The organism is Adlercreutzia sp. ZJ138, from assembly GCF_011038935.1.
Classification (GTDB): domain Bacteria; phylum Actinomycetota; class Coriobacteriia; order Coriobacteriales; family Eggerthellaceae; genus ZJ141.
The window spans coordinates 16,334-35,110 of the sequence record NZ_JAAKEA010000002.1 but is presented as its reverse complement, the minus strand read 5'-3'; the positions used below and the strand labels follow the sequence as shown (position 1 = coordinate 35,110).

13 protein-coding genes are annotated in these 18,777 nt (G+C 57.7%); 11 read left to right on the top strand and 2 right to left on the bottom strand.

What is annotated here, in order from left to right:
- Nucleotides 1-123 precede the first annotated feature (123 nt).
- Entirely contained in the window at nucleotides 124-1,050 is a 927-nt protein-coding gene (locus G7Y43_RS01055; RefSeq protein ID WP_165043168.1) for a LysR family transcriptional regulator, read from the bottom strand.
- A 389-nt stretch (nucleotides 1,051-1,439) separates the two neighbouring features.
- On the opposite strand from G7Y43_RS01055, the gene G7Y43_RS01050 reads away from it, so the two are divergent.
- The 7 genes from G7Y43_RS01050 (at nucleotide 1,440) to leuS (ending at nucleotide 9,933) form a co-directional block, all read left to right on the top strand.
- On the top strand, nucleotides 1,440-2,777 hold the full coding sequence (locus G7Y43_RS01050) for a phenylacetate--CoA ligase family protein (protein WP_165043165.1): 1,338 nt from the start codon (nucleotides 1,440-1,442) through the stop codon (nucleotides 2,775-2,777).
- Entirely contained in the window at nucleotides 2,777-3,430 is a 654-nt protein-coding gene (locus tag G7Y43_RS01045; RefSeq protein WP_165043163.1) for a LysR substrate-binding domain-containing protein, read from the top strand. Before G7Y43_RS01050 ends, G7Y43_RS01045 begins: the two co-directional genes overlap by 1 nt.
- Before the next feature lie 230 nt (nucleotides 3,431-3,660).
- The gene (locus G7Y43_RS01040; RefSeq protein WP_165043160.1) at nucleotides 3,661-4,245 is read left to right on the top strand and encodes a 2-oxoacid:acceptor oxidoreductase family protein; all 585 of its coding nucleotides are present in this window, start codon (nucleotides 3,661-3,663) and stop codon (nucleotides 4,243-4,245) included.
- A complete protein-coding gene (locus G7Y43_RS01035; protein ID WP_165043158.1) occupies nucleotides 4,242-4,811 on the top strand; it encodes a 4Fe-4S binding protein in 570 nt (189 codons plus the stop codon). The genes G7Y43_RS01040 and G7Y43_RS01035 overlap by 4 nt, the downstream gene beginning before the upstream one ends.
- Complete coding sequence (porA, locus tag G7Y43_RS01030) at nucleotides 4,812-6,155, top strand: pyruvate ferredoxin oxidoreductase (RefSeq protein WP_241158090.1); 1,344 nt, start codon at nucleotides 4,812-4,814, stop codon at nucleotides 6,153-6,155.
- Complete coding sequence (locus G7Y43_RS01025; protein WP_165043155.1) at nucleotides 6,155-7,093, top strand: thiamine pyrophosphate-dependent enzyme; 939 nt, start codon at nucleotides 6,155-6,157, stop codon at nucleotides 7,091-7,093. The genes porA and G7Y43_RS01025 overlap by 1 nt, the downstream gene beginning before the upstream one ends.
- A gap of 89 nt (nucleotides 7,094-7,182) precedes the next feature.
- Nucleotides 7,183-9,933, top strand: a complete 2,751-nt coding sequence (gene leuS, locus G7Y43_RS01020) for a leucine--tRNA ligase (RefSeq protein WP_241158089.1) — start codon at nucleotides 7,183-7,185, stop codon at nucleotides 9,931-9,933.
- A 163-nt stretch (nucleotides 9,934-10,096) separates the two neighbouring features.
- Here leuS and G7Y43_RS01015 read toward each other — a convergent pair whose 3' ends face one another.
- Entirely contained in the window at nucleotides 10,097-11,314 is a 1,218-nt protein-coding gene (locus G7Y43_RS01015; RefSeq protein ID WP_165043153.1) for a diphosphate--fructose-6-phosphate 1-phosphotransferase, read from the bottom strand.
- A gap of 169 nt (nucleotides 11,315-11,483) precedes the next feature.
- Between G7Y43_RS01015 and recJ the strand changes: the two genes are divergently transcribed.
- The 4 genes from recJ (at nucleotide 11,484) to G7Y43_RS00995 (ending at nucleotide 18,754) form a co-directional block, all read left to right on the top strand.
- Nucleotides 11,484-14,873 (top strand): single-stranded-DNA-specific exonuclease RecJ, encoded by a 3,390-nt coding sequence (gene recJ, locus G7Y43_RS01010; RefSeq protein ID WP_165043151.1) that lies wholly within the window; start codon nucleotides 11,484-11,486, stop codon nucleotides 14,871-14,873.
- A gap of 23 nt (nucleotides 14,874-14,896) precedes the next feature.
- Complete coding sequence (locus G7Y43_RS01005; RefSeq protein WP_165043149.1) at nucleotides 14,897-17,305, top strand: bifunctional (p)ppGpp synthetase/guanosine-3',5'-bis(diphosphate) 3'-pyrophosphohydrolase; 2,409 nt, start codon at nucleotides 14,897-14,899, stop codon at nucleotides 17,303-17,305.
- Between the two features lie 50 nt (nucleotides 17,306-17,355).
- Nucleotides 17,356-18,024 (top strand): MBL fold metallo-hydrolase, encoded by a 669-nt coding sequence (locus G7Y43_RS01000; RefSeq protein WP_165043147.1) that lies wholly within the window; start codon nucleotides 17,356-17,358, stop codon nucleotides 18,022-18,024.
- A gap of 100 nt (nucleotides 18,025-18,124) precedes the next feature.
- Nucleotides 18,125-18,754, top strand: coding sequence for a DUF47 domain-containing protein (locus G7Y43_RS00995; RefSeq protein ID WP_165043144.1), 630 nt, complete (start codon nucleotides 18,125-18,127; stop codon nucleotides 18,752-18,754).
- The last annotated feature ends 23 nt before the right edge of the window (nucleotides 18,755-18,777 follow it).

The window sequence follows — 18,777 nt, the reverse complement described above, 5'->3', positions numbered from 1 at the left end:
ATAACGATGTATAGCGGCACCCCTTAACTGCGGGGTGCCGCTGTGTTTCAGCCTATAGAATGCGGCGGTTTATTCTTCGCTTTAACGCTTTCCCATAACTGTGGAGTGCCGCTGCGTTTCAACTTACCCCAAATAGTGCGTGACAGTGGGGTTCGCTTCAATGATGCGGTGTAGTTCCGACAAGTAGCTGCGAAGCAGGGCATGTGGCTTGCGCTCGTTGTGCATGATGTAGCCGACCTGCATCACTTCGTCGCAGGTAAGCGGAATACGGCTGATTCCCGATGTCATTTCTCCTGAAAGCACGCCGGTTGACAGCGTGTATCCGTTGTGACTCGAAAGCAGCTGTGAAAGGGTGCCGCGGTCGGAGATGCGGATGTTGCGGGAATGCGGCAGGTATGACAGTGGCTCTTCTGCGTAGTAAAACGAATTCATGGAACCCTGCTCGAATGAGTAGCGCGGGTACGGCTCTAAGTCTTCGGGAGTTAGCGATGTGTGGTTTGCCAGTGGGTGTCGCTCGCCCACGAATACGTGTACCTTCGCGTCGAACAGGGGAAAGAACGCCACGTCGGCATCGTCAAGCGCTTTTTGAATGACGCGTTTGTTGAAGCTGTCCATATATAAGATACCCACTTCGCTGCGAAACGACCGTACGTCATCGATGATCTCGCTCGTTGCGCATTCGCGCATGATGAATTCGTAGTCTTCTCCCTCGCACGACTCGATGACGTTCACAAACGCCTGCACCGAGAACGCATAGTGCTGTGTGGAAACAGCGAGGCGTACGTGCGAGCTGTCCTGACCGGCGTAGCGCGCCTCCAACATGTCGGCCTGTTCGATGACCTGGCGGGCGTAACCCAAAAGCTCGGTGCCGTCGTTGGTGAGGGTGACGCCGCGGTTACTGCGCGTGAAAATGCTAATGCCCAGCTCGCGTTCGAGCTCCTTGATCGCAGTCGACAGGTTCGACTGCGATGCGTACAGGTTTTGGGCGGCGGCGTTAATGGAGCCGTACTCGGCGATGGCAATGAGGTATCGAAGCTGGGTGAGGGTCATGAGGGACCTCCGTTGAAGCGGTGGGCGTAAACAATCGGATTCGGTGGCAATGCGCTGCGCAGCGTGCGACGCGCGAGGTGTTTCCATAGCTTAACGGTAATAACGAAAACGTAGCAATACATTATAGCGATAATAGGTTATCGGTATGTGAAAGGGGAGGGGGTCGAAGAAAGGGTGAACGCAAGGCGAAATGAGGACCCGTTCTTGCAAGGGCGGATTTCGGCAGAAGTTGAAGCGACATCATCTCAGTCTTTTATTTCACCTGGCAATCTATTATACAGATAACAAAGCATCAAAACATCGAATGACACCAAGGGTTGATCGATACGTGTCGCCATGGTTTCATAAGCGGTGCTGTTTTCAAGAGGATACGAGAGAAAGCGACCGACATGGCAAAGAAGGACATTCCGTACGATCAGAAGTACTACGACCCGGAAATCGAGTGCATGCCGCGCGAAGAGCTTGAGGCGCTGCAACTTGAGCGCCTGCAAGCCATGGTGAGCTATGCCTACGAGAATGCGCCGTACTACAAGCGCTCGTTTGACGAGGCGGGTGTGTCGCCGCAAGACATTACGTGTCTTGCCGACATCGCAAAGTTCCCCTTCATCGATAAGAAGACCGAGCGTGAAACACAGCATGTGGGCAGTTTCTTCGGTGAGCTGTGTACGGTTCCCGAGGAAGACGTCATCTTTATGGCAACTTCGTCGGGCTCAACCGGCGTGCCCACGGTGTCGCCGTTCACGCAGGAGGACTTCGACCTGTGGCAAGACACCGAAGCGCGCCTGTTCTGGCAGGCGGGCATGCGTCCGAATGACCGCTACGTGCACGGCCTGAACTTCGCTCTGTACGTGGGCGGCCCCGACGTCATCGGCGCGCAACGTTTGGGTGCGCTCGCCATTTGGGTGGGTGCCGTGCCGTCCGACCGGTTGTTGTTCGTGCTGAAGCAGTACCAGCCTACGGTCATTTGGACAAGCCCTAGCTATGCGTGGACTTTGGGCGAAAAGGCCAAGGAAAAGGGCTACGACCCGCGCACCGACTTCAACATTCACACTATCATCGTTGCTGGTGAGCCGGGCGGTTCCATCAAGAGCACGCGCGAGGCTATCGAGAATTTGTGGGGCGCGAAGGTGGTTGACTTCTTCGGTCTGTCCGACATCTACGGCGCGTGCGCCGCGGCGTGTGAAGCACACGATGGTCTGCATATCGTGGAAGACCAAATTCTGGTCGAAACAGTTGACCCGGCAACTGGCGAGGTACTTGAACCCGGCAAGACCGGTGAGCTCGTGTACACCACGCTCATGAAGAAGGCTCGTCCGATGATTCGTTTCCGCACGGGTGATATCGGGTACGTGTCAACCGAGAAGTGCGAATGTGGTCGCACGCTGGCGCGCATTCACATTACCGGCCGCAAAGACGAGATGTTCATTGTGGGTGCTGTGAACGTATTCCCCAGCGACGTCGAGTACGTGGTTCGCGCCGAGAAGGGGCTGACTGGCGAGTACTTAATTCGCGTATACGATCAGAACTACACCACGAAGTACGAGGTGTCGGTTGAGCGCGCGCAGGGCAGCGCTGAGCCCTTCGACGAGGTGGCTCGCCGTGTAGAGGCGGCGCTGAAGGCCCATTGTGGCGTGCGTCCGGCCAAGGTTTTGGTGTACGATGCTGGCAAGCTGGGAACGTCTTCCGAGCACAAGGCATCCCGCTTCATCGACGAAAGGGGCAACTAATGTCTATCGCGTTCTCCGTTTCCCAACAGCACTACCTGTTCGGTGTCCAAACGTTCGCCCATACCGTTTTGGCTGCGGGCGGCGATTCTTACCGCTATCTGCTACGCGACACCACTACGCAAGGCGTGTTCGACGATGTTTCCTCGGGTGTGAGCGAAGTGGGCCTGATCATGCGTACTACCACGTCGGAAGCGGTGCTCGACGCGGCTATCGCCGAGGCTGGTTTGGAATTCACCGAACTGGCGAAAAGCGCGCCGCGTGTGGCGCTGCCGGTAAGCCATCCGCTGTCGAATGCGTCACGTCTTTCCTTAGACGATCTGGAGGATTGGCCTTACATCCGCTTCGATCAGGGTGCTGATGTGCCAGAGGAGTTCTTTGAGGAAGCGCTGTCGGACGTGGCGCGCGACAAGACGATCATCTGCACCGACCGCGCTACCTTAAGTGAGCTGGCCACGGCGCTGAACGGCTACACGGTTACCAGCGGCATTTTGGTGGGCATTGCCGACGGTACGAGCTTGACCACGGTTGAGCTTGACACCGATGTGAAGCTGCACCTAGGTATTGTTACGAAGCAGGGCGCGTGCTTAAGCCCACTCGGTGAGCGCTTCGTGAGTGGCCTGAAGAAGAGCCTGGAGCGTTACGCTCGGGAGTAAGCGGTAGGTTCGAGGTTCGTGCGTACCGCGCTCGCGTGATATGTGGCGGCCCGTCTCCCCGCAGGGGGCGGGCCGCTGTTGTTGTTAGAAGTGCGGGCAGTTCGGACGGTTGCGGGTGGCGGTGTGCGAGGGCGAGCCATCCGTCGACGACTTTTTCTGAAGCAGCGCGGGAGCGGTATACTTGCATTCTCTGTAACTGGATGAGAATTATTCGTCAGAGAGGGACGTGCATGATCGAAATACTGTGGCATGGACGCGGCGGACAAGGCGCGTTCACGGCGGCGCGCCTGTTGGGCGCAGCGTCATCGCTGCGTGAAGGGCGTTATGCGCTAGCGTTCCCGTCGTTTGGACCGGAGCGGCGTGGTGCGCCCATGCGTGCGTTTACGAAGGTGTCCGATGCACCCATTGGTGACCGCAGCGCCGTTACGCGCGCCGATTATGTGGTATATCTGGACGAAACGCTGCTTTCGAGTGGATGGCAGGCCGAGGTGAAGCCAGGCGGTTGCGTGCTGGTAAACAGCGCTCGCTCGGCAGCCGATCTGACTGCCGCCTTCGGAGACTCGGTGGACGCCCACATTATCGCCATCGACGCGAACGGTATATCCGAAGCGTTGCTTGGCAGACCCATTCCCAATACGGTATTCTTAGGAGCCATTTCGGCGCTTGGCAGCACGCTTTCTGCTGACGAGGTGAAGCAAGCCATTCGTCAGTACATGCCAGCGAAACTGCACGAGAAGAACGAGCGTATCGTTGACGAGGCGCGCCGTGTAATGCGAGAGGGTAGTGTCGATGGCGAGGAAGGAACACTCCGATGAACAACGACGTTTCTCGCATTGGTACGGCGGCGAATGTGCCAGTTGGCGATGTGGTGCGCATCTGCGAACACATTCCCGTGCTGCGTTCGCATCTTGCCTGCCCACCGAGCTTAGATCATGCCGTGTATGCGCGTACTACGTGTTATCCGGCGGGCCACTTGGTGGCAAAAAACGCCGGGTGGCGCAACATGCGCCCCGTCATTGACGCCGAGAAGTGTACAAACTGCCTGCAGTGCTACTTATACTGCCCGGATGGCGCTATTTATAGAGTTCCGTCGGTCTGCCGACCGACGGAACTCGCCGACGCTGCGGCCGCACAGGCCACGCCATCTTGCGGCTCCGATTCCTCGTCGCGGCCCGAAGGCCGCTTCCTCGGGCTCTCACCGCAATCTGACGTACCCTGTGCGCCCTCGCTGACTGATGTGGACCAGGGAGATGTGGGCTGGCGGGTAGGAGCTGATGGCGTTGCTGTTGATTACGACTTCTGTAAGGGCTGCGGCATTTGCGTGCGGATGTGTCGCTTTGGGGCCCTTCGCATGATTCCCGAAAGCGAGGCGAATGAGTAGATGAAGCGCTTTCTTTCTGGTGATGAGGCGTTTGCTGAAGGCGTGCGTCTGGCTCGCCCGCAGGTAATTTCCGCCTATCCCATCACGCCGCAGACGGTGGTGGTCGAGCGATTGTCCGAAATGGTGGAATCGGGCCAGCTTGCCGCCGAGTACATTCATGTGGAATCCGAGCATTCGGCTCTGTCTGCTGCCATGGGCGCTGCCGCCACCGGTGCCCGAACGTTTACAGCAACGAGCAGCCAAGGGCTGTTGTACATGGCCGAGGTGCTAACCTACGCGGCAGGCGGGCGGTTTCCCATTGTTATGATGAACGCCAACCGAGCAACGGCACTGCCCTGGAACATCTACGGCGACCAGCGCGATTCATTGGCGCTGCTCGATCACGGGTGGATTCAAGCGTACGCCGAAAACAACCAAGAAGCACTCGATTTGGCGCTCATGGCCTACGCTGTTGCGGAAGACATGCGTGTTCGTACACCGTTCATGGTAAACCTTGATGGATTTGCGCTCACACATACGTACGAGAACGTGGACATTCCCGAACCCAGCGAAGCTGACGCGATTCTGTCTCCGTACGATGCGGCGGGCAACTGCTTTGATTTCGACCATCCGGTGAACATGGGGTATTCTGCGGGTCCGGAGTTCAATCGTTACTACAAGTATTGGGCACATCGCGATATGGCCGAAGCGGTGCCGCAGGTGGTATCCGTTGTGGAGCGCCGTTTCGAAGAGGTTACCGGACGGCGGTACCCAGGCATGATAGAGGCGATTGATTGCGATGACGCCGAAGTGGTGTTAGTTACGCTCGGGTCGGTTGCCGGGCTCGCCCGTGGTGTTGTGAGCCACTTGCGTGCAAGCGGCGTGCGTGCCGGCTTGCTGAAGATTCGCTACATGCGTCCGTTTCCGGCGCGTCAGATCGCGCGTGCGCTGTACGGTGCAGAAGCGGTGGCCGTGCTGGAAAAAGATATCTCCTTCGGTGCGGAGGGCACGGTGTTCACAAATGTCAACTCGGCGTTGCAACAGGCGGGGATAACCGCTCCTACGTACAACTTCATTGGTGGCTTGGGTGGCGACAATATTTCGGAAGATCACGTTGTGAGTATATTCCGTGCGTTGCAGTGCGTGGCTGCTCAGGTGCGCGAGCAGGGATGTGCTGCGGCAACCGAGCTACCGCGTGTAACGTTTTTGGGTGTCGATTCTCTTGACCCTGAACCTGGCTGCGGTCGAGTGCTTGGTGGCGAGCTTCGCGACAACGGCGCCGGGTGCGCCGCGCCGAGCTGCGATGGCGACGGCGACTCCAGCAAAGCGCAGGTTTTCTCGGTACGCGAAACGGAGGTGCGGTAATGGCCATCAATGCGCGCAACATCACCGATGACGAGCTGTTTTTCGGCCACAAAGCATGCGCGGGTTGCGGCGGATCGCTTGCGGTACGTGCGGCGCTCAAGGTGCTTGGGCCACATGCCGTTGTGGCGCTGCCAGCGGGCTGCATGAGTGCCGTGGGTTTCAACTTTCCACAGCTGTGCTTTTCCACCAATGCCATCATCACGCCGTTTGCTGCCACCGCCGCTGTGCTGTCGGGTATCGAGGCAGGGCTGCGCGTGCAGGGTAAGAAGCTCGAGGATTGTACGGTAGTGGGCTTTGCTGGCGACGGAGGCACGGCTGATATCGGCATCCAGGCGCTGTCGGGTGCTATCGACCGCAACGACGACATCCTGTACATCTGCTACGACAACGAGGCGTACATGAACACGGGCATCCAGAAGTCGTCGCTGACGCCGTTCGGCGCGAAGACCACGACGACGCCTGCGGGGAAAAACGCGCACGGGTGCCTGACGCAGAAGAAGAATATGTTCGAAATCGTGGCCGCGCATGGTATTCCGTATGCTGCCACGGCGTCTGTCGGGTATTTGCCCGATTTCATGCGCAAGGTGCAGCGTGCAGCCTCCATTCGCGGCACGAAGTACATCCATGTGATTGCGCCGTGTCCGACGGGTTGGGGCTGTGCGGTGGACGACACCATTGATATCGCGAAGGAAATGGTCGACTGCGGGCTGTGGTATTTGGCTGAGTATGAGGGTGCGGACGTGTCGGGCGTGCCGGGTGGCAGTTTCAAGTTGAGCCGCAACCCAAAGCGCTTCGAGGCCGATCCAGCGGCGTTTGGCAGCGTCGAGCATTACCTGCGTCGGCAAGGACGCTTCCGCGCGCTCACCGACGACGAAGTTGCCAGTGTAGTGGCCGGCCGCGATGCGAAATGGGAAGCAATGCGCCGCGATTGGGTATAGGACAACGTGGAATCAAGCACGCAACCTTGCCAAGACTGCTACAATGGCACCTGCGATTTTACCCCGTTACAACGCAAGGAAGAGCGATCATGAAAGCTTATAATCCGCACGAGATCGAACCTCGCTGGCAGCAGGTCTGGGCCGACGCCGACCTGTATAAGGTGACGGAAGATCCTTCGAAGCCGAAAAAGTACGTGCTCGAGATGTTCCCGTATCCCTCGGGCGACATTCATATGGGACATGTGAGCAACTACACCTATGGTGACGTGGTTGCGCGGTATTCCCGGATGCGCGGGTACAATGTGCTGCATCCTATGGGTTGGGATGCGTTTGGCCTGCCAGCGGAAAACGCCGCCATCAAGCACAAGAGTCATCCCGCGAAGTGGACATATGCGAACATCGACACGCAAAAGGCAAGCTTTAAGCGCATGGGGTTTTCTTATGACTGGGACCGCACCGTGGTGGCGTGCGACCCCGAGTACTACCGCTGGGGCCAGTGGATCTTCCTGCAGTTCTGGAAGCGTGGGCTGGTTGAGCGTCGCAACTCGCCGGTGAACTGGTGCCCAAGCTGCGCTACGGTGCTCGCAAACGAGCAGGTTACCGAAGGCCGCTGCTGGCGCTGCAACTCCGAGGTTGAGAAGCGCGATCTCACTCAGTGGTATTTTAAGATTACCGACTACGCGCAGGAGCTGCTCGACGATCTCGATCAGCTGGAAGGCTGGCCGGAGCGCGTGAAGCAGCAGCAGGCGAACTGGATCGGTCGCTCGGAAGGCGCCGAAGTCGATTTCAGATTAGTTCCGCTTGCTCTGACGGGACAAGCGGAGCAGGCCGACGCTGCGGCTTTCTGTGGCACCCAATCTTGCCATGCTGACGAAGGCTCGCCTACCGAAGTAGGCTTCGCCTCCGCCAGCCCGTCAATCTCGGGCACCACAGAAAGCCTCGCTGATGCTACGAACGACCAGGGCGACCAAAACAATCCAAACGATCAGAACGACCAATCCTCCTGGGAAACCATCACCGTGTTCACCACGCGTGCTGATACGCTGTTCGGCTGCAGCTTTTTCGTGTTGGCTCCCGAATACAAAGGCTTGCGCGACTTGGTAGCGGGTACCGAATATGAAAAGCCTGTCATGGAGCTCGTGGAGGCTGCGGCAAAGGTAAGCGCCGTGGAGCGCGCTCAGGGCGACCACGAGAAGCACGGCGTGTTTACGGGCCGCTACGTGGTGAATCCCATCAACGGTGAGAAGGTGCCTGTGTGGGTTGCCGACTACGTGGTGGCCGACTACGGTACCGGTGCAGTCATGGCCGTTCCCTGTGGTGACCAACGCGACTTCGAGTTCGCTCGCAAGTACGACTTGCCTATTATTCCGATTATCTTAGGTGAGGATGACCCGCTGTATCCCCAGCTCAAAGACGAGCAAAACCGTGCAGTTACCACGGTTGATTGGGAGTGCGCCTATGCAGCCGAGGGTATTCTTGTGCAGTCCGGCCCTTACACGGGGCTTGTGGGCGGCAAGCACTCGCCGGCCGAGGAAGCCGTAGTCGCCGAACTTGAGCGGAGTGGCACGGGCCGTCGCAAGGTGGAGTTCCGTCTGCGCGACTGGCTTATTTCCCGTCAGCGCTATTGGGGCAACCCTATTCCTGCCATCCATTGCCCCACGTGCGGTGTGGTACCCGTTCCCGAAGAAGACCTGCCGGTGCGTCTGCCTGAAGACATCGATCTGGCCGCTGGCGAAACGCTTGCTACACACGAGGGTTTCGCGTCCTGCACGTGCCCTGTCTGCGGAGGGGCCGCACGGCGCGAAACCGACACCATGGATACGTTTACGTGTTCAAGCTGGTACTACATGCGTTACACCGATCCACACAATGCGCAGGCACCGTTCGATCCGGAAAAGACCAACGCATGGATGCCGGTTGACCAGTATATCGGTGGTATCGAGCACGCCATTTTGCACCTGTTGTACAGCCGCTTCTTCACGAAGGTGCTGCGCGATATGGGAATGCTCTCCTTTGATGAACCGTTCACCAACCTGCTGTGCCAAGGCATGGTGCTTGATTCGAACGGCGAGGTTATGAGCAAATCGAAGGGCAACGTGGTGTCGCCTGAGGAAATGATCGCGAATTACGGTGCCGATGCGGTACGTGCTACCATGCTGTTCATGGGTCCGCCCGACAAGGAGAAGCTGTGGAACGAAGACGGCCTGGCGGGCATGTATAAGTTCCTGAACCGCGCCTGGCGCACGGTGTGCGACCTGGTGGGCGAGGCAGGCGACGATACCCTGTTCAGCGGCACTGAAGCCGACAAGGACGCCACACATGCGGCCATGGACGAGTTGCGCCGCGAGCGCCACCGCGTGGTGGGTAAGGTTATCGAAGATTTCGAGCGCAACAACTTCAACACCGCCATCGCGGCGATCATGGAACTCGTGAATGCTGCTGGAGCATTTCTGCGTGCAGCTTCGCCCGAGCGTCGGTTGGGGTGTGAGAAAGCAGGTTCTTTCAGCCGCGAGGTGGCCGAGGTGTTGGTGAAGCTTATGGCGCCGATTGCGCCGCACTGGGCTGAAGAGCTGTGGCAGACAGCGCTGGGGCACGCAGGGATTTCCGTACACACCCAGGCGTGGCCCGAGTTTGACCCCGATCAGGCCAAGGCCGACGAGGTGGAGCTTGCTGTGCAGGTGAACGGCAAGGTGAAGGCCAAGATCACCGTTGCCGCCGACGCCGCCGAGGATACGGTGAAGGACGCCGCGCAAGAGGCCGTTTCGCGGGCGCTTGAGGGCAAAAACGTCGTGAAGGTGATCGTTATTGCAGGTCGTCTGGTGAACATCGTGGCGAAGTAAGCGGCTCGTTCACGCTGCTGCTCGTTCGCGCTGTTCTACGATATCAACGATAGGAACCCGGCTGTAATGGCGCGGGTTCCTATCGTTGTGCCAGAGCGTGTCAGAGACACCCACTGTCACACGCTGACACATTTTCTTTTGATCGGCATGCGTCGTGAGTGCGTTATCTCCGGCTGAATGGCGGCAGCGTTGCAGGTATGCCGCCTTCCATGATGAGCTTCGGTTCTCCTTCGATCAGCGGACGAAAGTACGACAGTGCCTCGTCTGTTACGCCGCGGTAGTCGGGAAGAATCCACTCGGTAGGGAAGTGACGCACGTAGTTGGCGAGCTCGCGTGCGGGTCTGGCAAAGAAGCGAGCGTTGTATTCGCCAGCTGCAATCTCTTCGGCTGAGCGTGGGGCCACGCCCACCACTTGTGCGGTGAAGTCGGGGTGTGCACTGCGCATGTGGGCACTGAGCCCCAGCTCATACGCTTCGGTAACATCAACCAAACTTTGTGCGAAGTTGCTCGACCGCGCGGCGCGTGACAGATCCTGAACCAAGCCGCGTGGCGCGATGTGCGCGTCGATAATCATCTGCTTGATAACGGCTCCAGCGCCCCCGAGCACCGCATGCGAGAAGCCGTCATCTTCGCTTTTGCCTGCAGAAACATACGTTCCATCTGCGTAATGCGCTCCTTCAGACACCACGATGTAGCATTCGCCTTTTGCTTCCATACATGCTTTTACCTGGTCAAGGAACGAGTCGCGGTCGAAATCAACTTCGGGCAGCACTACCAGGTCAACGTCGCCAGTGACGCAACAACTCGCCGCTAGCCAGCCGGCGTCGCGTCCCATGGTTTCTAGTACGAACACTTCAGGTCGTGTATATGCGGCGTAATCGAGAGCGGTTGCATGCACGATCTGATTCGCCACTTTTGCCGCGCTGGCAAATCCGGGGCAGTGGTCAACGTTCATGAGGTCATTGTCGACCGTTTTAGGTATTCCTATAAAGCGCTTGCCCGAGCCGTGGGTGATGGAGTATTCCGCCATTGCAGCCACGGTGTCCATCGAGTCGTTGCCGCCGATGTAGAACATCGCGTCGATGTTGGCGTCATCTAAGACATTGAGCAGTCGCTCGAAATCGGCAGGGTTGTCGCGTCTCATCTTGTACCGGCACGTTCCCAGTGTGGATGAGGGTGTTTGTTTGAGTAGGTCGAGCTCATGGCTGGTCAGATTTGTCAGGTCATACAGCGCGCCGTTCAGCACGCCTTCGATACCACCGATGCCGCCAAACACGCGGTCGTAGATGGGGTTGAGCTGGTTTGCTCGGATGACGCCCGCCAAAGTGGCATTGATGACGGCGGTTGGTCCGCCCGATTGCGCGACGAGACAGTTTCCCATAGGCATTCTCCTGTTCGTAAGGTTCGCTTTGCTTTGCGGGTGTAAAGCGAAGGCGAAACGCGTTCGCTTACAGGGTACCCTAATCGGCGAGTAATTCGCGATGAAATGCGGGGAGGGTTGTGGGACAATAAGGCCAAATGACGTTTACAGCATGTGAGGCGCGATTACCATGTCGGTTCAGTTTAGCATTAAGTCGGCCGATTCGGCCGTCGTTCAGTTGATTCATCGCGAGTTGGGCATTCCCCGGTTTGTGGCGCGTGTGATGGCTTCGCGCGGCATTCGCACCGTCGAAGATGCCAAGCGCTTTCTCACGCCGTCGCTCGGTCGCGATTGGCTCGATCCGTATAGTATTCCCGGTCTTGCCGCTGTTGCCGACGCGCTTGAGAGCGCCATGCGTGCTGGCGAACGCATTTTGGTGTTCGGCGATTTCGACCTTGACGGTATTTCGGCTACCACGGTACTTACGCGTGGACTGCGCTGCTTAGGGGCCGATGCTGTGCCGTTCATTCCGCGGCGTTTCGAAGAGGGTTACGGTCTGTCGCAAGCGTCTATCATGCGCGCGTGCAGTTTCGGACCCGACTTTATTGTAACGGTTGACTGCGGCATCTCCTGCAAGGAGGAAGCCGCCATGATCGTGGATGCTGGCTTGAAATTTGCTGTTACCGACCACCACGAACCCTCCGAGTCGGTACCCGTTGGTGTGCCGGTTGCCGATCCAAAGATCGGAGACGATTGCCCCAGTGCCATTCTGGCAGGCGTTGGCGTGGCACTCAAGCTCGTGCAGGTGTTAGGCGCGCGCTTTGGGCAGCCACACCTGTGGCGCGAGTTTACCGACTTCGCCACGTTAGGCACAGTGGCCGATCTCATGCCCATGCGTGACGAGAACCGTGCGCTCGTTGCTGACGGTCTGGCTCGTATGAACGCGCATCCGCGCCCATGTATCGCGGCGCTTTTGGAAACGAGCGGTGCGGCCGGTAAGCAGGTAACCTCAACCAACATGAGCTTTTCCGTGGTGCCGCGCCTGAATGCGGCAGGACGTATGGGCGACGCGCAATTGGCGCTCGACCTGCTGATGACCGATGATTTCGAAGAAGCTCACCGCTTAGCCGAGCGGCTCGAAGCAGTGAACGATCAGCGCCGTGCCATCGAAGCCGAGCTATCGGAAATTGCCAAGGCTGAAGCCGAAAAGACCTACCATGGGCAGCGGGCACTGGTGGTGGCGGGCGAAGGCTGGCATGAGGGCGTTAAGGGCATTGTTGCAAGTCGCCTGTCGAAAGCGTACGGCGTGCCGTGTTTGCTGTTTACGATCGAGGATGGCGAGGCTCGTGGCAGCGGTCGCAGTGTGGGTACGGTAAACCTGTTCAAGGCAGTGGAAAGCGTATCTGATCTGTGTATTCGCTTTGGTGGGCACGAGGCGGCAGTGGGTGTGACGTTGCCAGCCGACGTGTTGCCTGAATTTGAGCGGCGCTTGTGTGCGTACATGGATGCGCTTCCTGCTGACGATTTCCACCCACTTGTCGAAATTGATGCTCGCGTGGAGCTTGATGAGCTCACGCTCGAAGGTGCACAGCAGCTGAACATGCTGGCTCCGTTTGGGCAGGAGCGCAAGTCGCCGGTGTTTTTGGCGAGTAACGTGACGCTGTCGAACTGTCGGGCCGTGGGCGCAGAAAAGAACCATTTCTCCTGTACGCTGTCAGATGGTCGAGGAACGGTTTCCGGCATCATGTTCCATTGCTCGAACATCGACACGCTTATGCACACTGACAGCGTGGTGAATGCCGCATTTGAGGTGCAAATTGACGAATGGCGTGGTCGGCGCAGTGTGAAGGCCATGCTACAGTCGCTTTCCCCCGCCCGCGCATGTGTGGCGCTTGAAGCGTGTCTTGACCCCGATAACCTGAATTTCGTGGCCGATTTGTACGCCATGAGCGATGTCGACTTGTGTACCGATCATCAGCACACTCCTGAAGAGGTGGAAGCGTACGAATCAGCGCAGGAACGTCGCCGAGCTATTTGGCGGCGTACTGCTGATGCCGACCCGCAGGGTTTGGAGCGCGCCGTGGTGCACGCCATTATTGGCGACGCGAAGTTGCATCCCGCACAAAGGCGCATCCTCGACCATTTGGGGCAAAATGCCTCTACGCTTGCTGTTATGGCGACAGGCCGCGGCAAGTCGCTCACCTTCCAGGTGCATGCCGCCACGCGTGCATTGCGCGATGGCGAGGCAAGTTTGTTCGTGTATCCGCTACGCGCACTTATCGCTGATCAGGCATTTCATTTGCGCGCTTCGCTTGAATCGTTTGGTGTTGGCGTGGCCACGCTCACGGGGGAAAGCACACCCGAGGAACGGCGCCGCTCCTTTGCTGGACTGGCGGATGGCTCGATCGATGTCGTGCTGACTACACCGGAGTTTCTTGCCTGGCACGCCGACGAGTTCGCTGCCGCGCGTCGCATCCGCTTCGTGGTAGTGGACGAAGCTCACCACATCGCCCTTGCTCGCGCCGGACAGCGCAGTGCGTATGCGAACTTGGGGTCGTCGGTGGCTAAGCTTGGCGACGTCGTGGTTTTGGCGCTCACTGCAACGGCTGACGATGCGGCAGAGGCCGCTATCATGCGTGAGCTTCCCATTAAGGAGCGTGTGTTCGATTTCTCCGATCGCCCGAATCTGCGAGTTGTCGACAAGCGCAACTGCCGAAACCGCGACGACTACCTAGCGAACCTCATTGCGCAGGGGCAAAAGACGCTCATTTTCGTAAATTCCCGCGAGCGCTCAGTCGCTGTGGCGCGCGCTCTTCGTCGCCGCGTGCCCCAGTTGGCACCGATGATTGGTTTCTACAACGCGGGGCTCTCGCGCCTTGAGCGCAAGCGTATTGAGGATTTGTTCCGCACCGGGTCGCTGTCGGTACTGGTGGCTACGAGCGCGTTTGGTGAAGGTGTGAATATCGCTGACATTCGGCACGTGGCACTGTACCACTTACCGTTCAACGAGATCGAGTTCAATCAGATGAGCGGCCGTGCTGGTCGCGATGGTAAACCAGCATTCGTGCATCTTCTATTTAGCCGGCAGGACTGCTCCATAAATGAGCGCATCTTACATGACATGACGCCCGATCACGATTGCATGGCGCAGGTGTACCGCCGTCTGCGCGCGATGCAGCGCGAGTGCGGGGCGGGGTCCTTTGCGGTGGGTAACGCCGATCTTGCCGCAGCGGCGAGTACCGACGCATTTCCGGTAAGTGCGGCTGCGGCGGCGTGTGGAGTTGCGGTATTCCGCGAGCTAGGACTTATTGAAACCCATACGACGCATGTCGCTGACGGCGTTGCACATGCTATCCGCGTGATTGACACGAAGAACAAAGTCGAGCTCACTGACAGCATCCGCTACCGTGAGGGCCTCGATGAGCGCGAAGTGTTCCATGTGTTTCGCGACTGGGTTATGAGAAGCGATCGGGATGCCGTGCACGGGCGCATATCGAGACCGATCATGCCTAACGATGCACGCAGCTTCGATGATGACGAGAATTCGGGTGGATGCAAAACCCCCGGTGCGCTACGATAGGCGCTGCGAAGGAAGGAGCGCGCATGGACGCATCGAACGACCGCGAAGAGCTGCTTGGCGAAGCCGCGAAGCAAGCTGTGAAGCCAACACCTGGCATCGTAGCAGAGCATCACGACGACATGATCGGGCGCGCACATGTTGCGCAAAAGGCGTTTGCTACCGACGTCAAAACCAGGCTGGCCTCGAACGGCTCGCCCGAAGAACGTTTCGCCGAATTGCAGCGCTTAACAAGAATCTATCTGTCCGAGGCCGACGAGGCGCTGCTCGAGCGGGCATTTCGCTTCGCCTCCGAGGCACACGAGGGTCAATGCCGCAAGAGCGGCGAGCCCTTCATTGCACATCCGGTGGAAGTTGCCATCATTTTGTCCGATTTGCGCATGGATGTCGAAACGCTGTGCGCGGCACTGCTGCATGACACGGTTGAAGATACCGACGTGACAAGCGAGCTGGTAGCGAAGCGCTTCAGCCCCCAGATATCCCAGCTTGTTGACGGCGTGACAAAAATTACGCGCATTGAGGTGGAAAGCCTATCCGATAAGCAGGCGGCGACCATCCGTAAGATGTTTGTGGCCATGAGCAAAGACATCCGCGTCATCGTCATCAAGCTTGCAGACCGTCTGCACAACATGCGCACGCTCGGTGCGCTGCGCGAAGACCGACGCATCTTCAAGAGCCGCGAGACGCTGGAAATCTACGCGCCTATTGCACACCGGCTTGGCATCAACTCCATTAAATGGGAGCTTGAGGACCTGGCGTTTTTCTACCTTGAGCCCAACAAGTTCAAGCAGATATCGCGCATGGTTACCGAAAGCCGTGCCGAGCGTGAAGAATACCTAGCGCTTGTTATTGGCGTACTGCGCGGCGAAATGGACAAGGTGAGCATCGACGCCCAGATTATGGGGCGTCCGAAGCATCTGTGGTCTATCTACCAGAAGATGACGCGCAAGGGCAAGGGATTCTCGGAAATCTATGACCTCATAGCCGTGCGTATCATCGTGAAAACGGTGAAGGACTGCTATTCGGCGCTCGGCGCGGTACACACCCTGTGGCATCCCATGCCTGGACGCTTCAAAGATTACATTGCTATGCCCAAGTTCAATATGTACCAAAGCCTGCACACCACTGTTATCGGACCTGCGGGCCGTCCGCTTGAGGTGCAGATCAGAACCGAGGACATGCATCACGCCAGCGAGTATGGCGTGGCGGCTCACTGGCGCTACAAGGAAAAGGGTGCCTCTCGCGACGCTGCGATGGATCAGCAGCTTGCGTGGTTGCGCCAGATGATTGACTGGCAAGACGACACACAGGACTCGCGCGAGTTCCTGAAAGACTTAAAAGTCGACTTGGCACCGAGCGAAGTGTTCGTGTTCACGCCGAAGGGCGAGGTCATGAACTTGCGCGCGGGGTCAACCCCGATCGATTTCGCCTATGCTATCCACACCGAGGTGGGAAATCACTGCGTTGGTGCGAAGGTGAACGGCTCAATTGTGCCGCTGTCGTACGAGCTGCAGCTGGGCGATCGTGTGGAAATTCTCACGCAGAAAAGCGCCACTCCATCGCGCAACTGGTTGAATATGGTGAAAACTACCTCGGCGCGCCATAAGATTCGTGCCTTCTTCAGTAAAGCGAGTCGATCGGACGATTTGCAGGAAGGACACGACCGTCTGGTCCGTGAAATGCGCAAGCATGGGTTGGGTATTTCGAACGCTCAGGCAACACGCGCCGTTAAAGGTGTCGCCGATACGCTGGGCTACAAAGACGATGAAGACATGCTGGTAGCCATCGGCACCGGTCGTGAGAACCCTCAGGCTGTGGCGAATCGCCTGCTGAAGATTCTGGTTGATCGCGGGTCAGAGTCGGGTGAAGAGGTACGTATTGCCAACTCTGCCATGTCGACGGGCAAGATGCCACCCATGCTCACTAGCGTGAAGCGGCCCAAGCGACACGAAACACATGCCGACAACGGCATTGTGGTGCGTGGTGTTGATGACGTACTGGTGCGCTTGAGTCGGTGCTGTAATCCTGTTCCGGGCGACGAGATACTCGGGTTCGTGACGCGTGGTCGCGGTGTTTCGGTGCATCGAGCCGACTGTCCGAACGCGGTTGATCTCAAGCGCTCGCCGGAACGTATCATCGAGGTGTCGTGGGAAAACGATTTGCCGCGCAATACCTCGTACAAGGTCGAGGTGTTTTTGGAATGCCTTGATCGCACGAATCTGTTACGCGACGTGGTGGTTGTACTCAGCGACATGGGGGCGAACGTCTTGTCGAGTTCGACCACGTCGCATCGCGACAGCATGGTTGAGATGCGCTTTTTGTTCCAAGTGTCGGATATTAACAGCATCGAGATAGTGCTTGACAAGTTGCGCCGGATTGAGGGCGTGTTTGACGCACGCCGCATGGTTCCCGGTGTGTCGAAGAAGGCAAAGTAAGGCGCCGATGCGCGGGATGCGCCCAAGTGTTTGTAACGGAAAGGATTGCAATGCCGAGGAAGTACGCGATTGAGAATACCTGCGTTGACGTCGCATATCAGCGCACGGGTTATTTGGAAGTAAATACGTACCAGATAAGCGATGGGGCAGGGCTTATGGTGGTCGATCCGGGTGGTCAGGCCGACGCTATTATTGAAGCAGCGGGTGGTGTGCCCATCGACGCTATCGTGCTCACTCACTGGCACGCTGATCACGTGGGTGCCGCGCGCGAACTTCGCGAGAAGACCGGGGCTATAACCATCGCTTCGGCGGTTGATGCGCCGCGTATTTCAGGGGACGTTGCCCTTCCTGAGGGCCATGTGAAGGCCGAGCCGTGCCCGGTTGACCATGTGGTTGAGCATGGCGACATTGTGCAAATTGGTAATATGGCCTGGAAGGTTATTGCCACGCCTGGTCACACGAAAGGCGGTATTTGCTTGTATCTCGATCCGCAGTTCGGAGTACACAAGCAAGGGAAGCCGGTACTGTTGTCGGGTGACACGCTGTTTTACGGAACCATCGGTCGCACCGATTTCGACGATAGCAGTATGGATGACATGCGAGTATCGCTGAAGCGGTTGGCGGCGCTGCCTGATGATACCATCGTGCTTCCTGGGCATAACTACTACACCACCATTGGCGTGGAAAGAAAGCGCGTGTTCGCGGCATTTGCCCAGTAGTGTGTCAAATTGTCACCTTACGCGGTTCTTACGTTTCAAAGTGCGCTACACTTGAGTTGCGCGTTATTTGAACGCGGGCTTTAAGGAGAAAGGCGCTGCTATGGCTAAGAAAGACAGGTTTGACTACTTCGACGCATTTGAGCATCAGGCGAAGCTCGCAGTTCAAGAGGCCGAGGTGCTTCTCGAAGCCATCGAGAACTTCACCACTGCCGACAAGTTGCAATCGGTGATAGATAAGGCGCATGAAATCGAGCATCAGGGCGACGAGATTAATCATGCGGTTAGCAGAAGTGTGGCAAATGACTTCATCACGCCGTTCGATCGCGAAGATCTTCTCGCGCTTGCTCACAACCTCGACGGTGTTATTGACCTTATTGAAGACGTTATCCTGCGCTTCTACATGTACGACATTCATTTCATGCACGAACATGCGATTGACTTTGCGAAGCTTATCAAGAAGAGCTGCCAAGCGGTTGAAGAGGCTATGGGTGACTTCCGCAACTTCAAGAAGTCGAAGCACTTCAAGAAGCTTATTATCAAGGTGAACGACTGTGAGGAAGAGGGCGACCAGCTCTATATCGATGTCATCCGCAGCTTGCACACTGAGGATCGTGATGAGCCAATGCGCGTGCATGTGTGGTCGCAGATCTTCGAGCGCATGGAGCGTTGCTGCGATGCGTGCGAAGACGTGTCAAACATCATGGAAGACGTCATGTTGCGCAACGTGTAAACTCTCAAGGCTCACATAAGCTC

Bases quoted from the DNA above. Each gene is read 5' to 3' on its own strand.
- leuS (WP_241158089.1), top strand. From the start codon at position 7,183: ATGAAAGCTTATAATCCGCACGAGATCGAACCTCGCTGGCAGCAGGTC.
- G7Y43_RS01015 (WP_165043153.1), bottom strand. From the start codon at position 11,314: ATGGGAAACTGTCTCGTCGCGCAATCGGGCGGACCAACCGCCGTCATC.
- G7Y43_RS01005 (WP_165043149.1), top strand. From the start codon at position 14,897: ATGGACGCATCGAACGACCGCGAAGAGCTGCTTGGCGAAGCCGCGAAG.
- G7Y43_RS01050 (WP_165043165.1), top strand. From the start codon at position 1,440: ATGGCAAAGAAGGACATTCCGTACGATCAGAAGTACTACGACCCGGAA.
- porA (WP_241158090.1), top strand. From the start codon at position 4,812: ATGAAGCGCTTTCTTTCTGGTGATGAGGCGTTTGCTGAAGGCGTGCGT.
- G7Y43_RS01040 (WP_165043160.1), top strand. From the start codon at position 3,661: ATGATCGAAATACTGTGGCATGGACGCGGCGGACAAGGCGCGTTCACG.
- recJ (WP_165043151.1), top strand. From the start codon at position 11,484: ATGTCGGTTCAGTTTAGCATTAAGTCGGCCGATTCGGCCGTCGTTCAG.
- G7Y43_RS00995 (WP_165043144.1), top strand. From the start codon at position 18,125: ATGGCTAAGAAAGACAGGTTTGACTACTTCGACGCATTTGAGCATCAG.
- G7Y43_RS01025 (WP_165043155.1), top strand. From the start codon at position 6,155: ATGGCCATCAATGCGCGCAACATCACCGATGACGAGCTGTTTTTCGGC.
- G7Y43_RS01035 (WP_165043158.1), top strand. From the start codon at position 4,242: ATGAACAACGACGTTTCTCGCATTGGTACGGCGGCGAATGTGCCAGTT.
- G7Y43_RS01055 (WP_165043168.1), bottom strand. From the start codon at position 1,050: ATGACCCTCACCCAGCTTCGATACCTCATTGCCATCGCCGAGTACGGC.
- G7Y43_RS01000 (WP_165043147.1), top strand. From the start codon at position 17,356: ATGCCGAGGAAGTACGCGATTGAGAATACCTGCGTTGACGTCGCATAT.
- G7Y43_RS01045 (WP_165043163.1), top strand. From the start codon at position 2,777: ATGTCTATCGCGTTCTCCGTTTCCCAACAGCACTACCTGTTCGGTGTC.